Origin of the sequence: Paraburkholderia monticola, from assembly GCF_001580545.1 — a bacterium.
Lineage (GTDB): Bacteria > Pseudomonadota > Gammaproteobacteria > Burkholderiales > Burkholderiaceae > Paraburkholderia > Paraburkholderia monticola.
The window spans coordinates 158,598-182,228 of sequence record NZ_LRBG01000035.1 but is presented as its reverse complement, the minus strand read 5'-3'; the positions used below and the strand labels follow the sequence as shown (position 1 = coordinate 182,228).

General features: G+C 62.3%; 21 protein-coding genes and 2 pseudogenes. 13 read left to right on the top strand and 10 right to left on the bottom strand.

All coding sequences use genetic code 11. The features are described from left to right. Positions 1-44: 44 nt before the first annotated feature. A complete protein-coding gene (locus CI15_RS21660) occupies positions 45-890 on the bottom strand; it encodes an AraC family transcriptional regulator (RefSeq protein ID WP_062130790.1) in 846 nt (281 codons plus the stop codon). A 290-nt stretch (positions 891-1,180) separates the two neighbouring features. Here CI15_RS21660 and CI15_RS21655 point away from each other — a divergent pair, with 290 nt between their 5' ends. Beyond that, positions 1,181-1,516: a hypothetical protein gene (locus CI15_RS21655; protein WP_062130786.1), complete on the top strand. Its 336-nt coding sequence runs from the start codon at positions 1,181-1,183 to the stop codon at positions 1,514-1,516. Between the two features lie 265 nt (positions 1,517-1,781). Here the strand turns inward: CI15_RS21655 and CI15_RS21650 are convergent, their stop codons facing one another. The 3 genes from CI15_RS21650 to CI15_RS21640 all read right to left on the bottom strand — a co-directional run bounded on the left by CI15_RS21650 (position 1,782) and on the right by CI15_RS21640 (position 4,080). Continuing rightward, positions 1,782-2,456 carry a DUF799 domain-containing protein gene (locus CI15_RS21650; RefSeq protein ID WP_062130783.1) on the bottom strand — a complete coding sequence of 225 codons (675 nt, stop codon included), beginning with the start codon at positions 2,454-2,456 and terminating at the stop codon, positions 1,782-1,784. After that, positions 2,453-2,812 (bottom strand): DUF4810 domain-containing protein, encoded by a 360-nt coding sequence (locus CI15_RS21645; protein WP_062130780.1) that lies wholly within the window; start codon positions 2,810-2,812, stop codon positions 2,453-2,455. The genes CI15_RS21650 and CI15_RS21645 overlap by 4 nt, the downstream gene beginning before the upstream one ends. A gap of 323 nt (positions 2,813-3,135) precedes the next feature. Next, positions 3,136-4,080, bottom strand: coding sequence for a CsgG/HfaB family protein (locus CI15_RS21640; RefSeq protein ID WP_062130777.1), 945 nt, complete (start codon positions 4,078-4,080; stop codon positions 3,136-3,138). A 248-nt stretch (positions 4,081-4,328) separates the two neighbouring features. Between CI15_RS21640 and CI15_RS21635 the strand changes: the two genes are divergently transcribed. Beyond that, positions 4,329-4,862 carry a P-loop nucleotide/nucleoside kinase family protein gene (locus CI15_RS21635; protein ID WP_062130774.1) on the top strand — a complete coding sequence of 178 codons (534 nt, stop codon included), beginning with the start codon at positions 4,329-4,331 and terminating at the stop codon, positions 4,860-4,862. A 43-nt stretch (positions 4,863-4,905) separates the two neighbouring features. Here the strand turns inward: CI15_RS21635 and CI15_RS21630 are convergent, their stop codons facing one another. Next, positions 4,906-6,123 (bottom strand): FAD-dependent monooxygenase, encoded by a 1,218-nt coding sequence (locus tag CI15_RS21630; RefSeq protein ID WP_062130771.1) that lies wholly within the window; start codon positions 6,121-6,123, stop codon positions 4,906-4,908. Positions 6,124-6,295: 172 nt separating this feature from the next. Here CI15_RS21630 and CI15_RS21625 point away from each other — a divergent pair, with 172 nt between their 5' ends. Then, positions 6,296-7,240 (top strand): LysR family transcriptional regulator, encoded by a 945-nt coding sequence (locus CI15_RS21625; protein WP_062131647.1) that lies wholly within the window; start codon positions 6,296-6,298, stop codon positions 7,238-7,240. A gap of 24 nt (positions 7,241-7,264) precedes the next feature. Here the strand turns inward: CI15_RS21625 and CI15_RS21620 are convergent, their stop codons facing one another. After that, positions 7,265-7,882 (bottom strand): dihydrofolate reductase family protein, encoded by a 618-nt coding sequence (locus tag CI15_RS21620; RefSeq protein ID WP_062130769.1) that lies wholly within the window; start codon positions 7,880-7,882, stop codon positions 7,265-7,267. A 386-nt stretch (positions 7,883-8,268) separates the two neighbouring features. Between CI15_RS21620 and CI15_RS21615 the strand changes: the two genes are divergently transcribed. Beyond that, positions 8,269-9,270, top strand: coding sequence for a DMT family transporter (locus CI15_RS21615; RefSeq protein WP_062130766.1), 1,002 nt, complete (start codon positions 8,269-8,271; stop codon positions 9,268-9,270). Between the two features lie 33 nt (positions 9,271-9,303). On the opposite strand, the gene CI15_RS21610 is transcribed toward CI15_RS21615, so the two are convergent. The 4 genes and pseudogenes from CI15_RS21610 to CI15_RS21595 form a co-directional block, all read right to left on the bottom strand. After that, positions 9,304-10,371, bottom strand: a complete 1,068-nt coding sequence (locus CI15_RS21610; RefSeq protein ID WP_062131645.1) for a rhodanese-like domain-containing protein — start codon at positions 10,369-10,371, stop codon at positions 9,304-9,306. Between the two features lie 58 nt (positions 10,372-10,429). After that, positions 10,430-11,086 (bottom strand): peroxiredoxin, encoded by a 657-nt coding sequence (locus CI15_RS21605; RefSeq protein ID WP_062130763.1) that lies wholly within the window; start codon positions 11,084-11,086, stop codon positions 10,430-10,432. A 405-nt stretch (positions 11,087-11,491) separates the two neighbouring features. Next, positions 11,492-12,391 carry a UTP--glucose-1-phosphate uridylyltransferase GalU gene (galU, locus tag CI15_RS21600; RefSeq protein ID WP_062130760.1) on the bottom strand — a complete coding sequence of 300 codons (900 nt, stop codon included), beginning with the start codon at positions 12,389-12,391 and terminating at the stop codon, positions 11,492-11,494. 214 nt (positions 12,392-12,605) lie between these two features. Continuing rightward, positions 12,606-13,810 (bottom strand): annotated as a pseudogene (locus CI15_RS21595) (MFS transporter). A 678-nt stretch (positions 13,811-14,488) separates the two neighbouring features. Between CI15_RS21595 and CI15_RS21590 the strand changes: the two are divergent. From CI15_RS21590 to CI15_RS21550, 9 genes and pseudogenes are all read left to right on the top strand, one after another. Then, positions 14,489-15,225 (top strand): annotated as a pseudogene (locus CI15_RS21590) (hypothetical protein); the annotation flags it as partial. Positions 15,226-15,296: 71 nt separating this feature from the next. Next, entirely contained in the window at positions 15,297-17,681 is a 2,385-nt protein-coding gene (locus tag CI15_RS21585; RefSeq protein WP_062130757.1) for a bifunctional salicylyl-CoA 5-hydroxylase/oxidoreductase, read from the top strand. Further along, positions 17,678-18,451, top strand: coding sequence for an SDR family NAD(P)-dependent oxidoreductase (locus tag CI15_RS21580; RefSeq protein WP_062130754.1), 774 nt, complete (start codon positions 17,678-17,680; stop codon positions 18,449-18,451). The genes CI15_RS21585 and CI15_RS21580 overlap by 4 nt, the downstream gene beginning before the upstream one ends. Beyond that, a complete protein-coding gene (locus tag CI15_RS21575) occupies positions 18,448-19,008 on the top strand; it encodes a MarR family winged helix-turn-helix transcriptional regulator (protein ID WP_062130751.1) in 561 nt (186 codons plus the stop codon). Before CI15_RS21580 ends, CI15_RS21575 begins: the two co-directional genes overlap by 4 nt. A 19-nt stretch (positions 19,009-19,027) precedes the next feature. Next, positions 19,028-19,879 (top strand): enoyl-CoA hydratase family protein, encoded by an 852-nt coding sequence (locus CI15_RS21570; RefSeq protein ID WP_062130749.1) that lies wholly within the window; start codon positions 19,028-19,030, stop codon positions 19,877-19,879. A 1-nt stretch (position 19,880) separates the two neighbouring features. Then, complete coding sequence (locus CI15_RS21565) at positions 19,881-21,092, top strand: acyl-CoA dehydrogenase family protein (protein WP_062130747.1); 1,212 nt, start codon at positions 19,881-19,883, stop codon at positions 21,090-21,092. Next, positions 21,089-21,532, top strand: a complete 444-nt coding sequence (locus CI15_RS21560) for an acyl-CoA thioesterase (RefSeq protein ID WP_062130744.1) — start codon at positions 21,089-21,091, stop codon at positions 21,530-21,532. Before CI15_RS21565 ends, CI15_RS21560 begins: the two co-directional genes overlap by 4 nt. Beyond that, complete coding sequence (locus tag CI15_RS21555; RefSeq protein WP_062130741.1) at positions 21,529-21,924, top strand: RidA family protein; 396 nt, start codon at positions 21,529-21,531, stop codon at positions 21,922-21,924. The genes CI15_RS21560 and CI15_RS21555 overlap by 4 nt, the downstream gene beginning before the upstream one ends. 50 nt (positions 21,925-21,974) lie before the next feature. Next, positions 21,975-23,615 carry an AMP-binding protein gene (locus tag CI15_RS21550; RefSeq protein ID WP_062131644.1) on the top strand — a complete coding sequence of 547 codons (1,641 nt, stop codon included), beginning with the start codon at positions 21,975-21,977 and terminating at the stop codon, positions 23,613-23,615. Positions 23,616-23,631 lie beyond the last annotated feature (16 nt).

Sequence of the window (23,631 nt, the reverse complement as noted above, 5' to 3'; positions counted from 1 at the left end):
GTTGACTCCTCGTTGAGCCGCTCATGATCGACGAACCCGCGCGATCAGTCTGGAACGTTTGTGCACATCTGCCGGTAGGCCGCCGGCGTCATCCGGTACGCGCGACGAAACCAGCGGCCGAGATGGCTCTGATCCGCGAAGCCGACTTCGGCGGCGACCTGCGCGGGGGTGCGGCCGGTCGCGAGCAGGCGCCGCGCGGCGCGCAGCCGCAAGCGCACCAGATAGGCGTGCGGCGGGGTGCCGAACGCGCGCTGGAACAGACGCGTCAAGCGGAACCGGTCGATGCCGGCTGCGTCGGCGAGTTCGTCGAGCCCGAGGTTGCCGTCCATCCGCTCGTGCAACAGATCGCGCACCCGCGCGATTGCGGGCGATGCGGCGGGGTCGCCCGCGAGCGGCGCGTCGCGCAATTGAGCGCCGAGTTGCAACAGCAGACGATCGAGCGTCTGGTCACGCGCGAGCCGGCCTTCGTTGCCATGAAGCGCGACAAAGGCCTGCCGGATCGCGTCGACGAGCGCGCGATCGTCGACGAGCGTATGGCCGAATGCCGACTCGACACCGACCAGTCCCGGCAGATCGAGCCGGCGCGCCGCACGCTCGACCCACGCTTGCGGCAGATACAGCATTGCGTACGTGAAACCGGCCGCTTCGGGTGCGTGACCGTCGTGCAGCGCGCCGGGCTCGATCAGGATCGCGCGGCCCGGCACGCTCGTGTGCAACGACCGATGACACTGGAAACGCTGCACGCCCTGCTCCGTGTAGCCGATCAACATGTCGTCGTGATCGTGCGGATCGTAGGCGTGACCGCTGAAATGCGCGCGCAGGCTTTCGATGCCCGTTTCGACATCGCGCCGGGCGGTGAGCCAGTTGGTGGGATTGAGTGGGCTGGGCATGGGTCGAGCTGGCAGGCAACGGGTGATGCGGCCAGCGGGTAGTGTACGGCAGTGGGCGAATCGGGATGGCCGGCGTCGGCACATCAGCCGCCGGGGTGACGGGCCACTGATCGTCTGCCTACTTCGTTTGGGTCCAGCATGGAGCAGGTATTTGACGGCGAGCAACAGCGCGGCCCGATCTCCGTTTCGGTCGAGACGGGAACGCGAGGCACGGCGCTTGCGGCACTCCTGATAGCGCGGGCAGCAACAGTCTGCGTCTTTATTCCAGTCCAACTAAGGAGGGGCGGATCATGAGCAAGGCAACCATTGCATTAGTCGCGGCCGTCGCCGCACTCACCCTGTCGGGCGGCGCTTTCGCACAGGCGGCCGGCGGCCAGAACAGCGGCGGTTCGGCAGGCACCGCAGGCAGCACGGCCAGCCCGGCGAACCAGATGAACGGGGCGACAACGGGCGGCTACGGCATGCCAGGCAACCCGAACTCGCAAACCGGCATGGGCGCCAAGGCGCCAAACTCGGGCCTGCCGAGCATGAACAGCAGTTCGCCGTCTGACACCGGCCCTGCGCCCGCGACCAATAACACGCTGGCGACGCCGAGCGTGAAGTCGCCAGCCGCTACGGGGCAGTGACAGCTAATAACGATGACAATCGGCTGCGACTGAGCGAACGAGCGCATGCACAAAGCGCTCAAGTTTCGTGGGCGAACGGAGTGATTGCGGATCGAGGATCGTAACTACACAGGATCCCTCATTCGCCATGCTGTTTATGAAAGGCCGCACCGTCACGGACAGCGGCCTTTCAATTGACGAGACAATTCTTCGAGGCTTATCACCACGGCAATCCGATCGCTCAATACCTCGACGAAGATCTGCTCACCGAAGGCGATTCACATAGTTAGAAACTTGTGCCGTCAGACTTGTACTGACCGTCATGAGGGCCGGCCGGCAATCCCTGACCGACTTGATTAACGGAGATCGCGTTTGCCTGTTGAGCCAAAGGAACGTAGTTCGGCTTCGCCTTGGCGATCGCCGCCGTGATTGCGGCTGCGATCAACGTTGCAATCGGGTTACCAGCGTTCGTGGCTTGCGGCGAGTAGACCATAGTCTGTCTGTGGGTCCACAGCGTTTCTCCGGTGGTGCCACTCTTCAGCGCATAGCTGAGTTCGACTGTCACCGATGTCGCTAGAATCGCATACTTCGCGTCCCAACGATTGATGGTGATGTACATGATTGAGTCCGCACCGAACATCTTGCCCAGGACGGTCGGATCGTTGGCGTGGACGAGATTAGCGTCGCCAAGCCCGTCGTCCTCCATGACACGCTTCGTGAGATTCACAGGAAAGACGTAGTAGCCGCGCTCTGCCAACGGCCGGCTAATCGTCGATAAAAAGTAGTCTGGCGCATCCACGTCAACACTGCGGTTGACAACCGGCACAACAAGAATCGAGTGCGGGTCAGCATGCCGGAATGCTGCGTAGTCGTTGTGGACGGGAACCGGTGCGCACGCTGCCATCGCAACTACTGAAGTTACGGCGAGAGCAAGCTTCAAAAGGCGATTTGCTGCGCTCATTGCTTCGCCTCCTTCGTGCTAGAGGCGACCCTGATCATGGTCGTCATGAAGACTGTCGACTCAGGCCAGGTGGTCTTCTCCTTTTCGAAGAAGACAGTAGCTTGCTTCGAGTCACCGGACTCCAGCAAGACTTGGCCATATTCAGCGTAGATTCCCGGAGGCACCTTCTTACCGGATGCCTCAGCCGTGCTGATGGTATCAGCCAGGTGCTGAGCGAATGCCGTTGTGTCGCCCGGCGTCTTGTAGTGTTCGTACAATGACGACTCGTAGTTTCCCCATGCGTATTTCGTCTGCGGCGCACAGGCAGCGGTCATTCCGGCTACTGTGAGCACGACTGCAAATTTCCAGACCTTCATTGTTGTTGTCCTCCGCTCATTACGTCCACTGCGACTCCTTCTCCACTGGCAGCCACGATTCTTTTCTTTGCTAGCACCGCGTTGCCTTGACGAACTTCAACGGAGTGCGGTCCTTCCTCGATGGACATCACACCGTTGACCCCGTTGTACTGGTTCGCTGGTCCGATCAACTGCCCGTCGAGAACGAGTTCGCTATCGGTCGGAGCGCCAACGAGGCTAAGGGTTGGACGGGCACTGCCCGAAACGACCTGGCTATGAGGCATAGCGCAGCCCGCGAGGGCAACGACAAGCGTTGCCAGGCAAATGGATCGCATCATTTCTAGTTACTCGGCTACGAAGAGAGATTTGTCTTTTGTGACGGTCCCGCTCGTCACGAGGGCGACAGAGCCTTCATTCACTTCGCTGTCACCAAAATTCGAAGTGACGCGAATGGTGGCGATGGACGTAGGGGGCAACGCAATGGTGAAGCCCGTCTGCCCGCTCTGAACAGACTCACCTGCCCTATAGACGTGAAGGGTGGAACCAGGCTTGATCCCCTGCAGCGCACCGCCGCTGATGTAGACCGTAGAGCCTTCTGCCTTGAGAATGTCGGACTTCCAGGGGCGCTCTTTGAGCTTTGTCATCATCCGGCCAATGACGTCGGAGATCGCAGCAGATATCGCCTTGTCATTGAGCGAGCCGTCGTAATCGGCGCGACTCCCAAATCCCGCGATTTCTCCCGACTCTGTGGACGCTTCACCCGTGCCAGACGCGGAAAAGAAAACATATCCCGTCTTCACGTCAACCAGTCGCAACTCGACCTTCGCATGAGCATTCTGAACCTTCGTCGCGCTCAGGAAGCCTGACTTGCCCGTGGTGCTGCGACCAAATTCAGTAACCGACCCCAAAATGAGCGCGTCCACGCCTATCAGTCCCGCGTCTTTCGAAAGCGATTGCTCGGCGGACACCTTTGCGATATCGGGACGTTCGAAAACGAGAAACTGCTTTGACGCTACGAGGCGACTTGCCAGGATGTCGCTGGCCTGCTTGCCCAGTGGATCGAGACTGGCATCGGTAACGAAGGTGCGGCCGTAGCGAGTTTCGTTGCTGAAACGGCCGATAGCGATCTTTCGCTTGACGACCTTTTCGTCAGTCGGCGCATTCGTGACTTGCGCTGCTTGCTGTTGCGTCCTGGGGATGGGTGCTTCCCTGACTTGAGGAGGCGTAGATACAGTGGCGCAGGCCGCGAGCATCGCACTCGCTGCGCACATGGCTAGAGCTTTTTTCATCGTTCCCCGGAGACCACATCTGGTAATTTTGCGACAGTCTATGGTTACATTCAGTTACAAGCAAGTTGGTCTTTTCCCGATTTGACCGGAAATACAACAACCGCAGGGAAGCTATCAAAAGCCTTTCATCCGACGCATTTGCATAGGCGCCGATGCCGCTGCCGCACTGAATTCACAGATGCCTGACCGATCTCTGTCTGATATCGTTGCCTCGATCGCAAGCAATCGACCTGAAGGGGGAATCGAAATTGTTGATTGCCTTTGGAGGACTACCGGGCACGGGAAAAACAACGGTCGCGCAAACACTGGCTCGGAAACTCGCCGCCGTTTATCTGCGCATCGATACGTTGGAACAGGCGATTATCGCGGGCATGGACGACGGGACCGATATTGGCCCCGCCGGATATCTGGCCGGCTATGCCGTTGCGAAAGATAATTTGCGTCTCGGACTGACGGTCGTCGCGGACTCGGTCAATGGGTTGGATGTGACGCGTAGCGGCTGGAGAAAGGCGGCGCTCGAAGCAGGGGTGCAAATTGTCGAAATCGAGTTGATTTGTTCCGACACTACGGTGCACCGTCTGAGGATCGAAGCGCGACAGGCGGATATCCCAGGGCACAAACTGCCGACATGGAAGAGCGTGCAGGAACGTCGATACGATGCATGGGAATCAGAGCATCTCGTAGTCGATACGGCTAATTGTTCGATCGAGCAGGTTGTCGAAACCATCACCGATCGACTGCCGATGCTACCTCCCGCCGCGACGAAACGCCAACTCGCGTGAGCGCGCGCAGGGTCGCACGCTCACCGCGTCCTCATCGTGAAGCTCAAAGCCACGTGCCGCCCTGCCGTTCGCTCGGCTCCTGCTCCAGCGCGTCGAAATCGTGAATCCAGTCGAGGTGATGCAGCATGCTGTCGCGCGCACCGAGCCTCGCGTTGCGCTCCTGCGCAGCTGGCCCGTCCGGCAGATGCAGCACGTCCGCGGTGGTAATCGACGCGTACTGCACCTTGCGCGTGCGGCCGCGGCGCAAACGTTCGTAGGCTTGCTGCGCTTCGCGCCAATTGCCGGGGCCGGCCTTGGCTAGCTGGGCGGCCAGCACCACGGCATCCTCGATCGACTGGTTGGCGCCCTGGCCGTGATGCGGCACGAGCGCATGCGCGGCATCGCCGATCAGCGTCACGCGGCCCTTGCTCCAGCGGCCGAGCGGAGGACGGTGGAACAGGCCCCAGCGCTGACTGATCGGCACGGCCGTGATCATCTGCACGACGGCCGGATGCCAGTCCTTGAACAGACGCAGTTGCTCGCCTTCGGTGGATGGCATGACCCAGTCGCGCGACGGCCACGGCGACGGATGACGCTCGACCAGCAGGAAGTTCTGATCGCCCTTGTCGCCGATCGGATAATGCAGCAGATGACCGCCGGGCCCGACCCAGAACTGGATCGTCTCGGGATCGGGCAGCAGGTCCATGCGCTCGGCCGGCACGACACCGCGAAAGCCTGAGCAACCCGAATAGAGCACGTCGTCGTAGCCGAGCATCCAGCGTCGCGTGATCGAGCGGGCACCGTCGGCGCCGATCACGAGATCTGCGTCGATGCGCCGACCGTTGTCGAAGGCGAGACTGACGCGATCGGGATGCTGCACCAGATCGACCAGCCGGTGGCTGAGATTAATGCGCTCAAGACCGACCGCTTGCGACAGCACCGCCTGCAGATCGGCGCGATGCACGCCCCAGTACGAGCCGCCGAATTGCTCGAGATAGCTGGGCATGCCGCGATGATGACCAATGACGGTGCCGCTGCGCCCGTCGCGATAGACGAGTCCGGGCACTTCCGCGCACACCTTTTCAAACGCGGAACGCAGGCCCATGCGGTCATAGAAGCGTGTCGCATTGGCCGACAGTGCGACCGCCGCGCCCACCTCGCGCAACTCGTCGGTCTGCTCGTAAAGCTGTGCATCGATGCCGTGTTCGCGCAGCGCGAGCGCCAGCGTCAGGCCGCCGATGCCGGCGCCGACGATCGCGATCCTCAGGTCTATTCCACTCATGATTGTGTCTCCGATAGGCAGGTTTATCGATTCGGTCGCTCTGGCACGCGCGGTCAGCGTGTCGCATGCGGATTCCGTGTTGGTATTTTCAGCACTGGACCTTCATTGCTCAATAAGATGAAATGAATCTCCATCATCACTGACAAGAATGACCTCCGGTCATGCCCAAATCATGGAACTGAGCGATCTCGACCTCAATCTGCTGCTGCTCTTTCAGCGGCTGATGCAGGAACGGCGCGTGGCGAGCGTCGCCGAGCAAATGAACATGAGCCAGCCGGGCGTCAGCAACGCGCTCGCGAAGCTGCGTCGCCTGCTCGGTGATCCGCTGTTCGTGCGTGCGCCGGGCGGTGTGGTGCCGACGCCGTTCGCGCTGCGTCTCGCGGAGCCGGTCTCGCAGGCCCTCGCCACCTTGCACGCCGCGCTCAATCCGGTGACCGGCTTCGATCCGCTACGCGCGATGCGAACGATGACGATCGGCATGACCGATATCGGCGAAGTCGTGTTTCTGCCCGCGCTGCTCGAACGGTTGTCGCGCGTCGCGCCGGGCATCGCGATGAATACGGTCCGCAATACGAGCGTCAATCTCGGCAATGAAATGGCCGCGGGCCGCGTCGATCTGGCGATCGGTTTGCTGCCGCAATTGAAGGGTGGTTTTTATCAGCGGCGTCTGTTCGATCAGCGCTACGTCTGTCTGTTCAGACGCGGCCATCCTCTCGAGGACGCAGCGTTGACGCTGCCCGCATGGCGCGAGGCCGAGCATCTGGTGGTGGTGTCGGCCGGCACCGGCCACGGACAGGTGGACGAGTGGCTGAAACGGCGCGGCGTGCGACGTCAGGTGCGCCTGACGGTGCCGCACTTCATGAGCGTGGGCTACATCCTGCAACGTACCGATCTGATCGCCACGGTGCCTGAGCGCCTCGCGCTGGAATTGGCTACGCCGTTCTCGCTGAGCCTGCGCGCGCTGCCGATGACGCTGCCCGCCGCGCCGATCCATTTGCTGTGGCACGAGCGGGTCCACCAGGACGAAGGCAGTCGTTGGCTGCGCGAGCTCGTGATCGATCTGTTTGCCGATACGGTGGCGAGTGGTAAGCGGCCGCGGGACGTGCGGAAGACATAGTGCGTTGTTCGGCTGTGCGTCAACTTACTCGAACGCGCCGGTGCGCACCTCGCCGCTGCGTGTGTAGCGGGTGATCAGCACGCCGCCGGGCGTGCTCGTCGTGTGGGCCAGCGTGAAAGCGCACGCCAGCGCGTCGTCGCCGAACATTCGCTTGCCGTGCCCGAGCGCGACCGGATAAATCAGCAGTCGCAGTTCATCGACGAGCCCCGCGGCCAGCAGTTGACGCACCATAGCGCCGCTGCCGAACGTCAGCAAATCGGCACCGTCCTGCTGTTTCAGCGCGCGGATCGCGCCGGCAAGCTCGCCCTTCAGCGCATGACTGTTGTGCCATTCAAGCGTATCGGCTCGGTGCGTGGCCACGTGCTTGGGGACGCGATTTAATTGGTCGGCGATGCCGCGGCTCGGTGAATCGGCCGCCACATGCGGCCAGTACGACGCGAATATGTCGTACGTGCAACGCCCCAGCAGCAACTCGAATGGCTGCGCGAGCAGCTCGTGCACGTGTGAGCTGATGGCTTCGTCGGCGTAAGGAACGATCCAGCCGCCGAGGCGAAAATCGCCACTGGTATCTTCCGTTGGCCCGCCGGGCGCTTGAGTGACGCCATCCAGGCTGAGGAACATGGAAACGATGTGCTTGCGCATGATGTGCTCCTGGTCGATGAACCCAGTCGGTTCATTCCTACGACGAGCGAATCGCAGCGGGATCGACAATCGGGCAGAATGATCGAACCCACGGGTGCCTGCGCCGCAGGTGTGAAGGTGCGCACCACTCGCCAGCGCATGGTCGGAAGATCGCCCGACACAGTGATGCAGACATAGCAGCCGGCGTAACGTCCGGCCGCCCGTGGCATTCCCGTCCGATGGACGATGAGCGTCCGTGTATGTCGCCTGACATTACATTTGCATTTGCGTATAATTTCGCAAAGCCTTCATGCGGTATTACTGAAAAGCAAAAAAAGCGATACCGCAATCAATAAAGCACTGATGTGGCCTGCCCACAATGTGCACAAAGACAACACACTCGAAATATGTCAGTGCCCTCAGCAACACTCGGATCGCGCGATTCCGTGCGGTTTTTCACCCAACCGAAAGTGCTCGTCCTCGTGGCAACCGTATGCTGCCTGCTTTGGGGCAGTTCATACCCGGCCATTAAAATTGGCTACGCCTTACTCGGAATCACGCAAAACGATATTCCTTCAAAGCTGATCTTCGCAGGCTACAGGTTCGTGCTCGCGGGACTGTTGTTGTTGATACTCGCTGCTTTGTCGAAGAAGCCCGTGTTCGATCTGAATCGACGCAACGGCGGTCAGCTGATGCTATTGGGCTTCACGCAAACGGCGATTCAATACGTGTTCTTCTATATCGGTCTCGCCTACACGACCGGCGTTCGCGGTTCGATCCTGAATTCGACGACGACCTTCTTCAGCGTGTTGCTCGCCCATTTCATCTATAAGAACGACAAGGTCTCACCGCGCAAGGCGCTTGGATGCCTGCTGGGATTCGTCGGCGTGATGGTCGTGAATTTCGGCGACGGCCTGTTCGGGTTTTCGTTCAACCTGCTCGGCGAAGGCTTCATCGTGATTGCCGCGTTCGTCCTCTCCGCCGCGTCGATTTACGGAAAGCGCATCTCGCAGAGCATGGACGTCATGGTCATGACCGGTTATCAACTCGGGTTTGGCGGCGTCGCTCTGCTCGCGGCGGGTTACGCAACCGGTGGTTCGCTGCACGGGTTCACGCTGGGATCGATGGCCTTGCTGGCCTATCTGGCATTACTGTCCTCAGTGGCTTTCACCCTGTGGAGTCTTTTGCTGAAATATAACCAGGTCGGCAAGGTCACCGTTTTCAATTTCCTCGTACCTGTGTTCGGCACCGTGCTCTCGGCCATCTGCCTGAACGAGAACATCATGGAATTGAAGAATCTCGTCGCGCTGGTGTTCGTCTGCGCGGGGATCTGGCTGGTTACGCGCTCGGCACAACGGGCCACCGGTTATTCGAAGGCTGGCGCGGTTTTGGGTCGTGGCCGAGGCTGAGCTCGCAGGGCGTTTCCGATAGCGTCGAGTCCCTCACACGCTATCCGACGCCACCGGCAACCCCTCCGTCCTCCATCGCAGCATCCCACCGGCAAGATTGGCGACCTTGCCGAATCCCGCCTTCGTCAGCAATACGCTCGCCTGCGCCGAGCGCACGCCGGAGCGGCACACCGCGACAACCGGCCGGTCGCGATCGAGTTCCTCGAGTCGCCCTGTCAATTGCGACAGCGGCACCAACTGGGCGCCAGGCAGATGACCCAAACGATCGATGAACTCGGGCGCCTCCCGCACATCGACGATCTGAAACGCCGCGCCATGTTCGAGCAGCGCCATCGGCTCGATTTCCCATACGCCGCTAAAGCGCAACGTCAACGGCGCCCAATCCGGCGTTTCCGTCGCGACGCCGGCGGCCTCTTCCGGCTGGCCGCAACGCATGTTCGCGGGCACCGCCACCGCCATCAGCTTCGGATGCGGCAGATTCAGGTTATTCATATGCCCGGTGAAATCGCCGATGTCGACGTCGCCGCCCAGGCGTGGATTGAAGCGCCGCTCTTCGACCACGCTCGTCACCGTGATGCCGCGATAATCGTGCGCAGGATAAAGCAGGCAGCTCTCCGGCAGCGACAAGATCTGCTCGCGCACCGACGCAAACAGCTGCTGCGGACTGCCTTGCTGGAAATCCGTGCGGCCACAGCCACGAATCAGCAGGCTGTCGCCCGTGAAGGCCATGCTTTGGTCGTCGAGCACGTAAGTCAGGCAGCCGTTCGTATGACCAGGCGTTGCGCGCACGCTCAGATGACGCGTGCCGAAGTCGATCCGATCGCCATGCCGCAACGGCCGCGTCACGCCTTTCGCTTCGACGGCCGCGGCAAGCGCGATCTCGCTGCCGCAACGCTGACGCATGCGCCATGCGCCGGTCACGTGGTCGGCGTGCACGTGGGTATCGAGCGTCGTCAGCAGCCACAGGCCCAGCTCGCGCAGCAGGGCCTGATCGCGCGGCACCTGCTCGTAGACAGGGTCGATCAGCAGCGCCTCGCCACTGTCGCCGAGCAGGTACGTGTAGGTCGACGAAACCGGATCGAAAAGCTGACGAAAGATCATCTGCATCTCTTCTGAAAATCGGCGCGGCGGCCAAAAAACGGCCGCCGCGCAGCGTTTGTCAGCCCGGCTGCTTGGTGGTGCGCAGATACGGTTTGATGGTCTTGAAGCCAGGGAACAACTGTTGCGCCTCGTCGTTGCTGACAGCGGTCGTGATGATCACGTCGTCGCCCTGCTTCCAGTTGACCGGCGTCGCGACCCGGTACTTCGCGGTCAGTTGAATCGAATCCAGCACGCGCAGGATTTCGTCGAAGTTGCGGCCGGTGCTCATCGGGTAGGTCAGCGTCAGCTTGATCTTCTTGTCGGGACCGATGACGAAAACCGAGCGCACGGTCGCGTTGGTCGCGGCGGTACGGCCCTCGCTGGTGTCGCCCGCATCGGCCGGCAGCATGTTGTACAGCTTGGCGATCGATAGATCGGTGTCGCCGATCATCGGGTACTTGACGGCGGCGCCCTGCGTTTCCTGGATGTCCGCGGCCCATTTTTCGTGATCTTCGACCGGATCGACCGACAGCCCGATCAGCTTCGCGTTGCGCTTGGTGAACTCCGGCTCGATCTTCGCCATATAGCCCAGTTCAGTCGTGCAGACTGGCGTGAAGTCTTTCGGGTGAGAAAACAGGATCGCCCATTGGTCGCCGATCCACTCGTGGAAATCGATGGTGCCTTGCGTGGTCCGCGCGGTGAAGTTGGGCGCGACATCATTGATACGAAGTGACATATTGCCGTCCTGGGAAGTCGTGGTTAAGCGGAAGACCCGCGCGACGCCTGTCTGCAGCGGTCCTACACGGGCCCGGAAATCACCAAAGCTCACAACGATTGCTGAAACTCTCGAAGCGGATGCTCGCGCGGCGGTTAGCGCACCGCCGTGTCGAATTCGCTCGAGATCGCCACCTGACGAGCGCAAACGAACCTTGCCGCATCGCACGGTGAGACGTCAAATATAGCGCGTTACACGCGAGCCCATGTCGACACCCGGGCTCGCCACACTCGGACAAGGGCCTCGGAGAAAAGCCTTTATCGGTAAATCATGGACATTCAACGCTTTGACGTGTGTTCGATAGCGCACAGATTTACCGGGACCTGATTTGATCAGACTGTTTCGTTTTCCACAATGGGGGCTCCGCTAATGCGCGGTCCCCGACGCACCCGCCGCGCCGCCCATGCGCTGACGCAACCAGGCGTCGAATGTGTCGTGGACTTCGTTATGGCGCAGCGCGAAGTCGACGGTGGCCTGCAGATAACCGAGTTTGGTGCCGCAGTCGTAGCGTTTGCCGATGAATTCGTAGGCGAGCACCTGTTCGGTTTCGAGCATCGAGTGAATGGCCGGCGTAAGTTGAATCTCGCCATGTGCGTCAGGCCGTACCCCGCGCAAATGTTCGAACACCGCCGGCATCAGCACATAGCGCCCCGCGACCCCGAATGCCGACGGCGCGTCTTGCGGCGCTGGCTTTTCGACAATGCTCGACACGCTGATCACACGCTCGTCCCAATGCCGTCCGCCAATCACGCCGTGCGAGCATGCACCCTCCGATTCGAATTCCTCGACCGCAATCACCGACGAATCGTAATGGCTGAAGATATGCACCATCTGTTCGAGAACAGGCGGCTGACCTTCGAGCAGGTCGTCGGCGAGAACGACCGCGAAGGGTTCTTCGCCGATCAGCTTTTGTGCGCACAGAACCGCGTGACCGAGACCGAGCGGCTCGGCCTGGCGGACATAGATGCAACTGACGTTGGATGGCGTGATGCCGTGCACCAGCTCGGCGAGGCTCTGCAGCCCTCTCGCCCGTAGCACGCGTTCGACTTCGTAGGATTCGTCGAAGTGATCTTCGATCACGCGCTTGCCGCGGCCCGTGATGAAGATCAACTCGGTGATGCCCGCGTCGATCGCTTCTTCGACCGCGTATTGAATCAACGGCTTGTCGATGACCGGCAGCATCTCCTTGGGACTCGCCTTGGTGGCCGGCAGGAAGCGCGTGTCGATTCCCGCCACCGGAAACACCGCCTTGTGAACTGCAAGCATGATGACCTCCTCGTTCAGCTGCTGCTGCGCGTCGGATCATGCGGTACTGAAGCGTCTACTACAAACACGAATTTTGTCCGCGCGAAAACATCTGCTGAATCGTGGACATGATGGCACGGTTCTCTGGCGGGGTGCAGATATCGGGGGGAAAGCGCGCGTATTGAAGTGGACGCCCGCCAAGCCAACTGATTGACGACCAGTCCGACTCCACGCCTCAGCTTGCATCGCCCGTGGCAGGGGTCGGGTAAAACAGGAGCAGCACGACAGTCACGGCACTGAAGACCGCGCCCGCGTAAAACGTAGTGGCCGCTCCGAAACGTTCCCACAACTGCCCTGCGATGGCGCTCGAAGCCAACGTCACGATGCCGCCCAGCAGATTGAAGAAACCAAACCCCGTGCCACGCAGATGTGGGGGCGCCGCGTGCGCGACCATCGTGGCGAGTAGACCTTGGGTCATCCCCATGTGCAGCCCCCAAAGCGCGACTCCCACGACGACGATGCTCCAATGGGTACCGTGCGCGAGGACCACGTCGGAGCCGATCAATACGACCAGACCCGCTATCAATAACCGGGTATGGCTCATGGCGTCCGCGAGTTTGCCGAACGGATAGGCGGACATGCGTACACGATATTCATTGCGACCATGACGAGCGGCACCAGCGCAATCGGCACGCCGCTGGCCATTGCACGAAGAACCAGAAACGCCTCGCTGAACCGCGCCAGCGAGAAAACGGCGCCTATTCCGACCACCCACCAATATTTCGAATCGAGGTCTCTGAGGCTCGTCCATCGGACTGGACGGGTCCCTTTGGCGTGCCGGTCACGCGCGGGCTCCGTGACACCAAACGTCAACAGTCCAACGGCAAATAGCGCTGGAATGACCGCAACCCAGAAAGCGAGGCGGAAGTCGCCCGCCCACGTCTGCATGATGAGAACCGCCAGCAGCGGACCGAGGAAAGCACCGACCGTGTCGAGCGCCTGGCGTAGCCCGAAGGCCGCGCCGCGCAGGTGTTGCGGTGTCACATCCGCGACCAGCGCGTCTCGAGGTGCGCCCCGAATTCCCTTGCCTACACGGTCCATGATGCGCGCCATCACAACGATTCCAAGTGTCGGCGCGATAGCAAAAAACGGCTTGCTCATTGCGCCCAGAGAGTACCCGGCTACAGCCAGCCATTTACGGTTGCCCAGATAATCACTGAGGGTGCCCGAAAATACTTTGACGATGGGCGCAGTGGCCTCCGCAATGCCCTCGATGAGACCGATCGCATCAGCGCTGGCGCCGAGGACTGTCAGCAGAAACATCGGCAGCAGGCTGTGGATGATTTCGGATGAGATGTCCATGAACAGACTGACACAACCGAGAATCCACACGCTGCGCGGAATTTGCCGGACGACACTGACTTGCGATTCGTTTTGCATTCGATATGAATGACATCAAAAAGCGCGTTCGGACGGTACTGAAGCGCGCGCTTGCAACAACCGGCTTCCGTCCCACTCGAAAACATCTGCTGAATGCTCGCCATGATTGCACGGCTTGCCGGCGGGCGGGGTCCACTTCATCGCACGCGGTTTCCTTCAGAACTTAACTGGCGAGAGCGGCGCATTTTTCCGGACCGGGATAAGCGGCTTTTAAGGTTGCAGGGCGTAACTTCGTATTCACGCGCTCAACGCGCTCAAACCAGCGGCCCGCTTTTCTCGCGTCACTGACTTGCGAGTGAGCTTCGATATTCCAAACAGGCGCGTTTCGCTACTGGCACGCGCTTAACTTCCTGTTCTCCTGCGGACGTCGCAGGTCCGATCCAATGTTGATATGAAAAAACTGGTCCACTCAATCGACTTCATTCTGCTGACCTCTGCGTCGGTGGGCCTCGTGATGTTTGTCGTCTGGCGAGTGGCGACGGTAAAGGGGTGGCTTTAGGCTCAGGCGACACGTCCATCCGCTAAATGATCGCCGTGTGGTTGGCGGTCGGAATCGACGTTACAGATAGATCCTGGAGAGTGAAACCTTTAGCGTATTTTTGCGAGTACGAATGAGCCGCAATCAAGGACTAAACCTTGTTTTCGGTCGCAACAATGCCGTAATAATTCACCCGCACAATCCGACGCCCGCTGCGCCTCACGGTACTCGCAAGCGTGACGGCACTAGCCGCGTGCGGTGGTAGCAATGATCCTTCGACGCCGACTGCCTCGAATGCCTCGACGGCGTCGGCCTCGACCCCGGCGTCGCCTGCCGACCCCGGTTTTATCGACAACGCCGCAACCCCCGACGTGCCCGCGTTCGTCGACACGATTGCGACTAACCAACGCGGCGATGCGCGATATGCGACGCTCGCCACGAACGCAGGCGTGCGTGTCGTTTCGCGATTCCTCGACATCTGGCAACCGTTGACCGAGATCGCCGATGCGGGCGTCTCTGCGCCCGCCAACGGTTCCTTTCCGGCTGTCGTGCAGTCCACGTGGACAGGACACTACCCAATGACGGCACGCCGGGCGGGGCTGTCGTGAATAGCGCCGTCCATGCCGCAAACATTCAACTCGTGGTCGCCGGGACGACCAACAGAATCCAGGCGCAGACCGACGCAGCCTACTACGACGACCGGCGTGGCAAAGGCTATAGCGTGACCGATGGCATGGGACCGCTTACCAATGCGTGGCGCGCGGCAGCGCAGCAGACAACGACCATCACGCCGATCCCGGCCGATGCGACGAGCGCTCTGTACAACGACACGGGCAACAACATCGGCGTCGGCAGCAGCGGTGGCAACACCAGTTTCGGCAAGGTCGTCGACCTGCTCAACAACATGGGCGACAACGCGTCCATCGAGCCGGCCAGAGTTTTACTTGACATCTAAACTATCAACATCTAAATTAATCTCACAGCAGAGTCCACTTTTGGGGAACCAGCATGCGCATAGTCTGTATCGGTGGCGGTCCGGCCGGTTTGTATTTCGGTCTGTTGATGAAAAAACGCAACCCCGGCTATGAAGTCACGGTGGTCGAGCGCAATCGCCCGTACGACACCTTCGGCTGGGGCGTCGTGTTCTCCGACCAGACGCTCGGCAATCTGCGCGCCGCCGACGCGCCCAGCGCCGAGGCGATTCTCGACGCGTTCAATCACTGGGACGACATCGAAATCCACTTCCGCGGCCGTAGCGTGCGCTCGTCGGGTCACGGCTTCTGCGGCATCGGCCGCAAACGTCTGCTGAATATCCTGCAGGCACGCTGCGAAGAACTCGGCGTGAGCCTCGTGTTCGAAACCCAGGTCGACGACGACAGCACCTACGACGCGGACCTGATCATCGCGTGCGACGGCCTGAACAGCTTCGTGCGCCAGAAATACGCGGACACCTATCAGCCGGACATCGACATGCGCGACTGCCGCTTCGTCTGGCTCGGCACGAAGAAGCTGTTCGACGCGTTCACGTTCGCGTTCGAGGAAACCGAATACGGCTGGTTCCAGGCGCACGCCTACCGCTTCGACGATCAAACCTCGACGTTCATCGTCGAAACGCCGGAACGCGTATGGCGCGCCGCCGGTCTCGACGAGATGAGCAAGGAAGACAGCATCGCGTTCTGCGAGAAGCTGTTCGCGAAGTATCTCGACGGCAACGCGCTGATGTCGAACGCGGCGCATCTGCGCGGCTCGTCGCAATGGATCCGTTTTCCGCGCGTCGTCAACAAGGAGTGGGTGCATTGGCGCAGCAACGCGAACGGCACGAAAACGCCGATCGTGCTGATGGGCGACGCCGCTCACACCGCGCACTTCTCGATCGGCTCGGGCACCAAGCTCGCGCTCGAAGACGCAATCGAACTCGCCAACAGCATGAGCGCGCATCCCGGTGCGCATCCGGACGATCTTGCCGCCGCATTGAAGCACTACACCGAAGTGCGCAGCGTCGACGTCCTGCGCATTCAGAACGCCGCGCGCAATTCGACCGAATGGTTCGAGCACGTCGACCGCTATACGTCGTTCGAGCCGGAACAGTTCGCCTATTCGCTGCTCACGCGCTCGCAGCGCATCTCGCACGAGAATCTGCGCGAGCGCGATTCGCAGTATCTGTCTGGTTTCGAAGACTGGCTCGCCACGCGCGCGGGCGTCGAGCGCGCAGCGGGCAAGCATTCGATTCCACCGATGTTCACGCCGTTCAAGGTGCGCAGCGTCACGCTGAAAAACCGCGTGATCGTCTCGCCGATGGCGCAGTACTCGGCGGTGAACGGCGTGGCCGGCGACTATCACCTGATGCACCTCGGCGCACGCGCGATGGGCGGCGCCGCGCTCGTGATGACCGAGATGACCTGCGTGTCGCCCGAAGCGCGCATCACGCCGGCCTGCCCCGGCATGTATTCACCCGAGCATCTGACGGCGTGGAAACGCATCGTCGATCTGGTGCACCTGCAATCGGATGCGAAGATCGGCATCCAGCTCGGCCACTCGGGCGCGAAAGGCTCGACGCGGGTCGCCTGGGAAGGCATCGATCAGCCCTTGACCGAAGGCAACTGGCCGCTCGTATCGGCGTCGCCGCAGCAGTATCTGCGCGGTATCAGCCAGCATTCGCGCGAAGCCACGCATGAGGAGTTGCGCGAGATCGAGCGGCAGTTCGTCGAGGCGACGCGCATGTCGATCGAAGCGGGCTTCGACTGGCTCGAACTGCACTGCGCACACGGCTATTTCCTGTCGAGCTTCCTGTCGCCGCTGACGAATCAGCGTACCGACGAATATGGCGGCTCGCTCGAAAACCGTCTGCGTTATCCGTTGCAGGTGTTCAACGCGATTCGCGCGGTGTGGCCGCAAGACAAACCGATCTCGGTGCGGATTTCCGCGCACGACTGGGTCGAAGGCGGCAACACGCCCGACGACGCCGTGAAGATCGCGCAGGCATTCAAAGCGGCCGGCGCGGACATGATCGACGTGTCGTCGGGTCAGGTCAGCAAGGACGAAAAGCCCGTGTTCGGCCGCATGTTCCAGACGCCGTTCGCCGATCGCGTGCGCAACGAGGCCGGCATCGCGACGATCGCGGTCGGCGCGATTTCCGAAGCCGACCACGTGAACAGCATCATCGCGGCGGGACGTGCCGACCTGTGCGCCATCGCGCGTCCGCATCTCGCGAATCCGGCGTGGACGTTGAACGAAGCGGCGAGGATCGGCTACCTCGACGTCGCCTGGCCGAAGCCCTACACCGCCGCGAAAATGCAGCTCGAACGCAATCTCGAACGCGAGCGCGCGCAAGCCATCGCCAACGCCGGTCTCACGGCGCAACAACGCGCGCAACGCGCCGAAGGAACCGTGTGAACACCTCAGACACCTCTCTCGCCGGACAACACGCGGTCGTCACCGGCGGCGGCAGCGGGATCGGCGCGGCCATCGCGCAGACGCTGCTGCGCGCCGGCGCGCGCGTCACGCTGATGGGCCGCAACGCGCAACGGCTCGACGCGCAACGCGAGCAATGCGCGGCGCTCGGCAACGTCGCGTCGATCAGCATGGACGTCACGCAGGAAGAGTCCGTGGCGCGCGCCTTCGACCAGGCAGGCGCCGTCGATATCCTCGTCAACAACGCGGGCCAGGCGCAGGCCGCGCCGTTCACGCACACCGATACCGCGCTGTGGCAACGCATGCTCGACGTGAACCTGACCGGCGTGTTTCTCGGCACCCGCGCGGTGCTGCCGGGCATGCTCGAGCGCGGCCACGGGCGCATCGTCAACGTCGCGAGCACCGCGGGGCAGATCGGCTATGCGTACGTCGCCGCGTATTGCGCCGCGAAGCACGGCGTGATCGGTCTCACGCGTTCGCTCGCGCTCGAAACCGCGACGCGCGGCATCACGGTCAATGCGGTGTGCCCCGGTTACACCGAAACCGAGCTGCTGCATGCCTCGCTCGAACAGATCACGAGCAAGACCTCGCGCACCGAGACCGAGGCGCGCGAAACGCTGCTGCGCTCGAATCCGCAGCGCCGCTTCGTGAGTCCGGAGCAGGTCGCGAACGCGGTGTTGTGGTTGTGCCGCCCCGGCTCGGATGCGATCACGGGGCAATCCATTTCCATTTCGGGTGGAGAAGTGATGTGAGCAAATCAACGCATGCAAAGAAATCGCCGGCGGCCTCCGATGCGAAGCCGTCGCGCAAAGGTGTCTCACAACCCGCGGAGAACGTCGTGGACCTCGAAATGAGCACCGGTGCGGACAGCCACATGGGCCTGCGTTTGTGGCTGCGTATGCTGACCACCACCAACCTCGTGCAGGCCGAATTGCGCAAACGTCTGCGCACCGAGTTCGACACCACGCTGCCGCGTTTCGATCTGATGGCGCAGCTTGAACGTCATCCCGAAGGCCTGAAGATGACCGAGCTGTCGCGCCGCTTGATGGTGACGGGCGGCAACGTCACGGGCATTACGGATCAGTTGGAAAAAGAAGGGCTCGTCGCGCGCGATACCGATCCGAACGATCGCCGCTCGATCAGCGTGTGCCTCACGCCCGCAGGCCGCAAGGCGTTCGACGCCATGGCCGTCGCGCACGAGCAATGGGTCGTCGAAATGTTCGGCGGCCTGAGCCTCGACGAGAAAATGCAGACGCATCAGGACCTCGGCAAGCTCAAACAGCATTTGCTCGACAGTCTGAAAGGCTGACTTCGCACTGGAGAATTACATGACACGATCCAACGCCGACGCCTTGCTGGCCGGCAACCGCCTGAGCCTGGCAGGCTACGAGGCGAAGCACTTCGGCTGGTCGGTGGCCAACAAGGTCGCGACGATCACGCTGAACCGCCCCGAGCGCAAGAACCCGCTGACCTTCGAATCGTACGCGGAGCTGCGCGACCTGTTCCGCGACCTCGCGTACGCGACCGACGTCAAAGCGGTCGTGCTGCATGGCGCGGGCGAGAACTTCTGCTCGGGCGGCGACGTGCACGACATCATCGCGCCGCTGATCGATCTGCCGATGCCCGAGCTGCTGCTGTTCACGCGCATGACCGGCGACCTCGTCAAGGCGATGCGTCATTGCCCGCAGCCGATCATCGCGGCCGTCGACGGCGTCTGCGCGGGCGCCGGCGCGATCCTCGCGATGGCTTCCGATCTGCGGCTCGGCACCGCGCGCAGCAAGCTCGCGTTCCTGTTCACACGCGTCGGTCTCGCCGGTTGCGACATGGGCGCCTGCGCGATGCTGCCGCGCATCATCGGCCAGGGACGCGCCGCTGAGTTGCTGTTCACCGGCCGCTCGGCGAGCGGCGACGAAGGCCACGCATGGGGCTTCTATAACCGCCTCTGCGACCCGGCCGCGCTGATCGAGGAAGCCCACAAGCTCGCCGCCGATCTCGCGGCCGGCCCGACCTTCGCGCACGGCATGACGAAGAAGATGCTGCACCAGGAATGGAGCATGAGCATCGACGAAGCGATCGAATCCGAAGCGCAGGCGCAGGCGATCTGCATGGGCACGCGCGATTTCGAGCGCGCATACAACGCGTTCGCGGCGAAGACCCGTCCCGTGTTCGAAGGAGACTGAGTTGAGCGCCGACCATCAGAACCACCCGATCGATTTGCACAGTCCGCTCGCGTGGCCGTTTTTCGAGCCGCGCCATCGCGAACTAGCGGCGGCCATCGACGCATGGTGCCGCGCGCATCTCTCGCATGAAGACCATGGCGACACCGACGCGACCTGCCGCCGGCTGGTGCGCGAACTCGGCGCGGCCGGCTGGTTGAAATACGGCGTCGGCGGCGTCGCGTACGGCGGCCACGGCGACACGATCGACACGCGCGCCGTGTGCCTGCTGCGCGAAACGCTCGCACGTTACTCGGGCCTCGCCGATTTCGCCCTGGCGATGCAAGGCCTCGGCTCGGGCGCGATCTCGCTCGCGGGCACGCATGAGCAGAAATCGCGCTATCTGCCGCGCGTCGCGAGCGGCACGGCGATCGCCGCGTTCGCGCTGTCGGAGCCGCAAGCGGGCTCGGACGTCGCGGCGATGGCGCTGGCGGCTCGCGAGGACGGCGACCACTATGTGCTCGACGGCGAGAAGACGTGGATTTCGAACGGCGGCATCGCGGACTTCTATGTGGTGTTCGCGCGTACCGGCGAGGCACCGGGCGCGCGCGGCATCAGCGCGTTCATCGTCGATGCGCAGACGCCGGGCCTCGAGATCGCCGAGCGCATCGACGTGATCGCGCCGCATCCGCTCGCGCGACTGCGCTTCACGAACGCGCGCGTATCGAAGACCCAGATGCTCGGCGTGCCCGGCGAAGGCTTCAAGATCGCGATGCGCACGCTCGATATTTTCCGCACCTCGGTGGCGGCCGCGTCGCTCGGCTTTGCGCGTCATGCGATGGCCGAAGGCCTCGCCCGCGCGGCATCGCGCAAGATGTTCGGCCAGACGCTCGGCGACTTCCAGTTGACGCAGGCGAAGCTCGCGCAAATGGCGCTGACGATCGACAGCAGCGCGCTGCTCGTCTATCGCGCCGCATGGCTGCGCGATCAGGGCGAAAGCGTGACGCGCGAAGCCGCGATGGCGAAGTGGCACGCCAGCGAAGGCGCGCAGCAGGTGATCGACGCGGCCGTCCAGCTATACGGCGGCATGGGCGTGCAAAGCGGCACGGCGGTCGAGATGCTGTACCGCGAGATCCGCGCGTTGCGCATCTACGAAGGCGCGACCGAGGTGCAACAGCTGATCGTCGGTCGTGATCTGTTGAAGGCGCATGCCGCCGCGAAGGGAAACGCGCAATGAGCATGTCCTTCGAGCGGCCCGTACGCATCCGCTTCTCGCACTGCGATCCCGCGGGCATCGTGTACTTTCCGCAGTACCTCGTGATGACCAACGTACTGGTCGAAGACTGGTTCAACGAGGGCTTGAGGATCGACTACGCGCATATGATCGCCGAGCGCCGCGTCGGCCTGCCGATCGTCAAACTCGATTGCGAGTTCTCGCGGCCGAGCCGGATGGGCGAAACGATCCTGCTCACGCTGTGTGTCACCACCATCGGCCGCAGTTCGATCGGCATCGAGATTCACGCTCACTGCAACGGCGAAACGCGCTTCCGCTCGAAACAGGTGCTCGTGTTCATGTCGTTCGACAGCGGCAAATCGATCGATATTCCCGGCGACATCGCGAGCGCGCTCGCGCCGTACGCCCCATCGTCCCCCTCCATCGAGGCGCATCGCTCATGAAAAAAGCTCTCCTTCCCGCCGGCTGGGTCAAACCGCGCGGCTATGCGAACGGCGTCGCGGCGACCGGCACGCAAGTGTTCATCGCCGGTCAGATCGGCTGGGACGAACAGGCGCAGTTCCATACCGACGACTTCGCGAAGCAATCCGAGCAGGCGCTGAAGAATCTGCTGGCCGTGCTGCGCGAAGCGGGCGGTAAGCCCGAACATCTGGTGCGCCTCACGTGGTACGTCACCGACAAGCGTGAGTACCTCGCATCGCTGAAGGACATCGGCCGCGCGTTTCGCGAGCTGATCGGCGACTACGACATCGCGATGAGCGCGGTGCAGGTCGTCGCGCTGATGGAAGACCGCGCGAAGGTCGAGATCGAAGCCACCGCGGTGATTCCGCACTGAACGTCGTACAGGCAGGGAACATCCAGACTCAACGCCCCGGGGAGACCATGATGGAACCGTCAGCACACGTCGATACTTTCGCGCGCGACAATCTTCCGCCGCAGGATCAATGGCCCGTCTTTCTGCTCGACAATCCGGAGCTCGCCTATCCGCCGCGGCTGAACTGCGCGACCGAACTGCTCGAGCGAACCATCGAGGCGGGGCATCGCGACCGGCCGGCGATCTGGTCGGACGTCGACGGCAAGCCTCAGGCGACCACCTACGGCGAACTGCTCTCGATGGTCAACCGCAGTGCGCACGTGCTCGTCGATGAAATGGGCTTGCGGCCCGGCAACCGCGTGCTGCTGCGCGGACCGAACACGTTGCAGATGGCCGTCGCCGCGCTCGCGGCGCTGAAGGCCGGTCTCGTCGTCGTGCCGACCATGCCGCTGCTGCGCGCGAAGGAACTCAAACAGATCATCGCGAAAGCACAGGTCAGCGCCGCGCTTTGCGACGCGCGCCTGACCGCGGAGCTCGAGCGCTGCGCGAATCCGCGGGACGAGTTCTACTGCGCGGGGCTCAAACAGATCCGCCGCTTTCACGACGACTCCGTCGATTCGCTCGAAACGCTCGCCGTCAACAAGCCCGAAACCTTCACCGCGTGCGATACCGCCGCCGACGACGTCTGCCTGATCGCGTTCACGAGCGGCACGACCGGCGCGCCGAAAGGCTGCATGCATTTCCATCGCGACGTGATCGCGATGTGTGACCTGTTCCCGCGTCACGTGCTGAAGCCTTCCGCGAGCGATATCTTCTGCGGCACGCCGCCGCTCGCATTCACGTTCGGGCTCGGGGGGCTGTTGTGCTTTCCGTTGCGCGTCGGTGCGTCGACGGTGCTCGTCGAAAAACTCACGCCGGAGACCTTGCTCGGCGTGGTCGAACGTTTTCATGCGACCGTGATGTTCACCGCGCCGACGTTCTATCGGCAGATGGCGCCGCTCGTCGCGCAACACGACGTGTCGTCGCTGAAGAAGACCGTGTCGGCCGGCGAGGCGCTGCCCGATTCGACGCGGCGCCTGTGGCGCGAGGCGACCGGCATCGACATGATCGACGGCATCGGCGGCACCGAGCTGATCCACATCTTCATCTCGTCGCAAGGCGCGGACATCCGGCCGAATGCGATCGGCCGCGCGGTGCCGGGCTACGTCGTGCAAGCCGTCGACGACGACATGCAGCCCGTGCCCCCCGGCACGATCGGCAAGCTCGCCGTGCGCGGCCCGACCGGCTGCCGCTATCTGGCCGACGAACGGCAACTGCGCTTCGTGCGCGACGGCTGGAACCTGCCGGGCGACTCCGTCTATCTCGATGCGGACGGCTACGTGTTCTACCAGGCGCGCGCCGACGACATGATCGTATCGGCCGGTTACAACATCTCCGGCCCTGAAGTGGAAAGCGTGCTGCTGCAACACGAGGCGGTGGCCGAATGCGGCGTGATCGGCGTGCCCGACGAAACGCGTGGACAGATCGTGCGAGCCTTCGTCGTGGTGAACCCCGGCTACACGGCCGACGACAAACTGGTCGCGCAACTGCAGGATTTCGTTAAGAATAACGTCGCGCCGTATAAATATCCCCGCGTCATCACATTCGTCGGCGCGCTGCCGCGCACCGAAACCGGCAAGCTCAAGCGTTTCGAATTGCACACGATGACGTAATCCCTATCTTTCGTGA

Bases quoted from the DNA above. Each gene is read 5' to 3' on its own strand.
- CI15_RS21660 (WP_062130790.1), bottom strand. From the start codon at position 890: ATGCCCAGCCCACTCAATCCCACCAACTGGCTCACCGCCCGGCGCGAT.
- CI15_RS21655 (WP_062130786.1), top strand. From the start codon at position 1,181: ATGAGCAAGGCAACCATTGCATTAGTCGCGGCCGTCGCCGCACTCACC.
- CI15_RS21650 (WP_062130783.1), bottom strand. From the start codon at position 2,456: ATGAGCGCAGCAAATCGCCTTTTGAAGCTTGCTCTCGCCGTAACTTCA.
- CI15_RS21645 (WP_062130780.1), bottom strand. From the start codon at position 2,812: ATGAAGGTCTGGAAATTTGCAGTCGTGCTCACAGTAGCCGGAATGACC.
- CI15_RS21640 (WP_062130777.1), bottom strand. From the start codon at position 4,080: ATGAAAAAAGCTCTAGCCATGTGCGCAGCGAGTGCGATGCTCGCGGCC.
- CI15_RS21630 (WP_062130771.1), bottom strand. From the start codon at position 6,123: ATGAGTGGAATAGACCTGAGGATCGCGATCGTCGGCGCCGGCATCGGC.
- CI15_RS21625 (WP_062131647.1), top strand. From the start codon at position 6,296: ATGGAACTGAGCGATCTCGACCTCAATCTGCTGCTGCTCTTTCAGCGG.
- CI15_RS21620 (WP_062130769.1), bottom strand. From the start codon at position 7,882: ATGCGCAAGCACATCGTTTCCATGTTCCTCAGCCTGGATGGCGTCACT.
- CI15_RS21615 (WP_062130766.1), top strand. From the start codon at position 8,269: ATGTCAGTGCCCTCAGCAACACTCGGATCGCGCGATTCCGTGCGGTTT.
- CI15_RS21610 (WP_062131645.1), bottom strand. From the start codon at position 10,371: ATGATCTTTCGTCAGCTTTTCGATCCGGTTTCGTCGACCTACACGTAC.
- CI15_RS21605 (WP_062130763.1), bottom strand. From the start codon at position 11,086: ATGTCACTTCGTATCAATGATGTCGCGCCCAACTTCACCGCGCGGACC.
- galU (WP_062130760.1), bottom strand. From the start codon at position 12,391: ATGCTTGCAGTTCACAAGGCGGTGTTTCCGGTGGCGGGAATCGACACG.
- CI15_RS21585 (WP_062130757.1), top strand. From the start codon at position 15,297: ATGCGCATAGTCTGTATCGGTGGCGGTCCGGCCGGTTTGTATTTCGGT.
- CI15_RS21570 (WP_062130749.1), top strand. From the start codon at position 19,028: ATGACACGATCCAACGCCGACGCCTTGCTGGCCGGCAACCGCCTGAGC.
- CI15_RS21560 (WP_062130744.1), top strand. From the start codon at position 21,089: ATGAGCATGTCCTTCGAGCGGCCCGTACGCATCCGCTTCTCGCACTGC.
- CI15_RS21555 (WP_062130741.1), top strand. From the start codon at position 21,529: ATGAAAAAAGCTCTCCTTCCCGCCGGCTGGGTCAAACCGCGCGGCTAT.
- CI15_RS21550 (WP_062131644.1), top strand. From the start codon at position 21,975: ATGGAACCGTCAGCACACGTCGATACTTTCGCGCGCGACAATCTTCCG.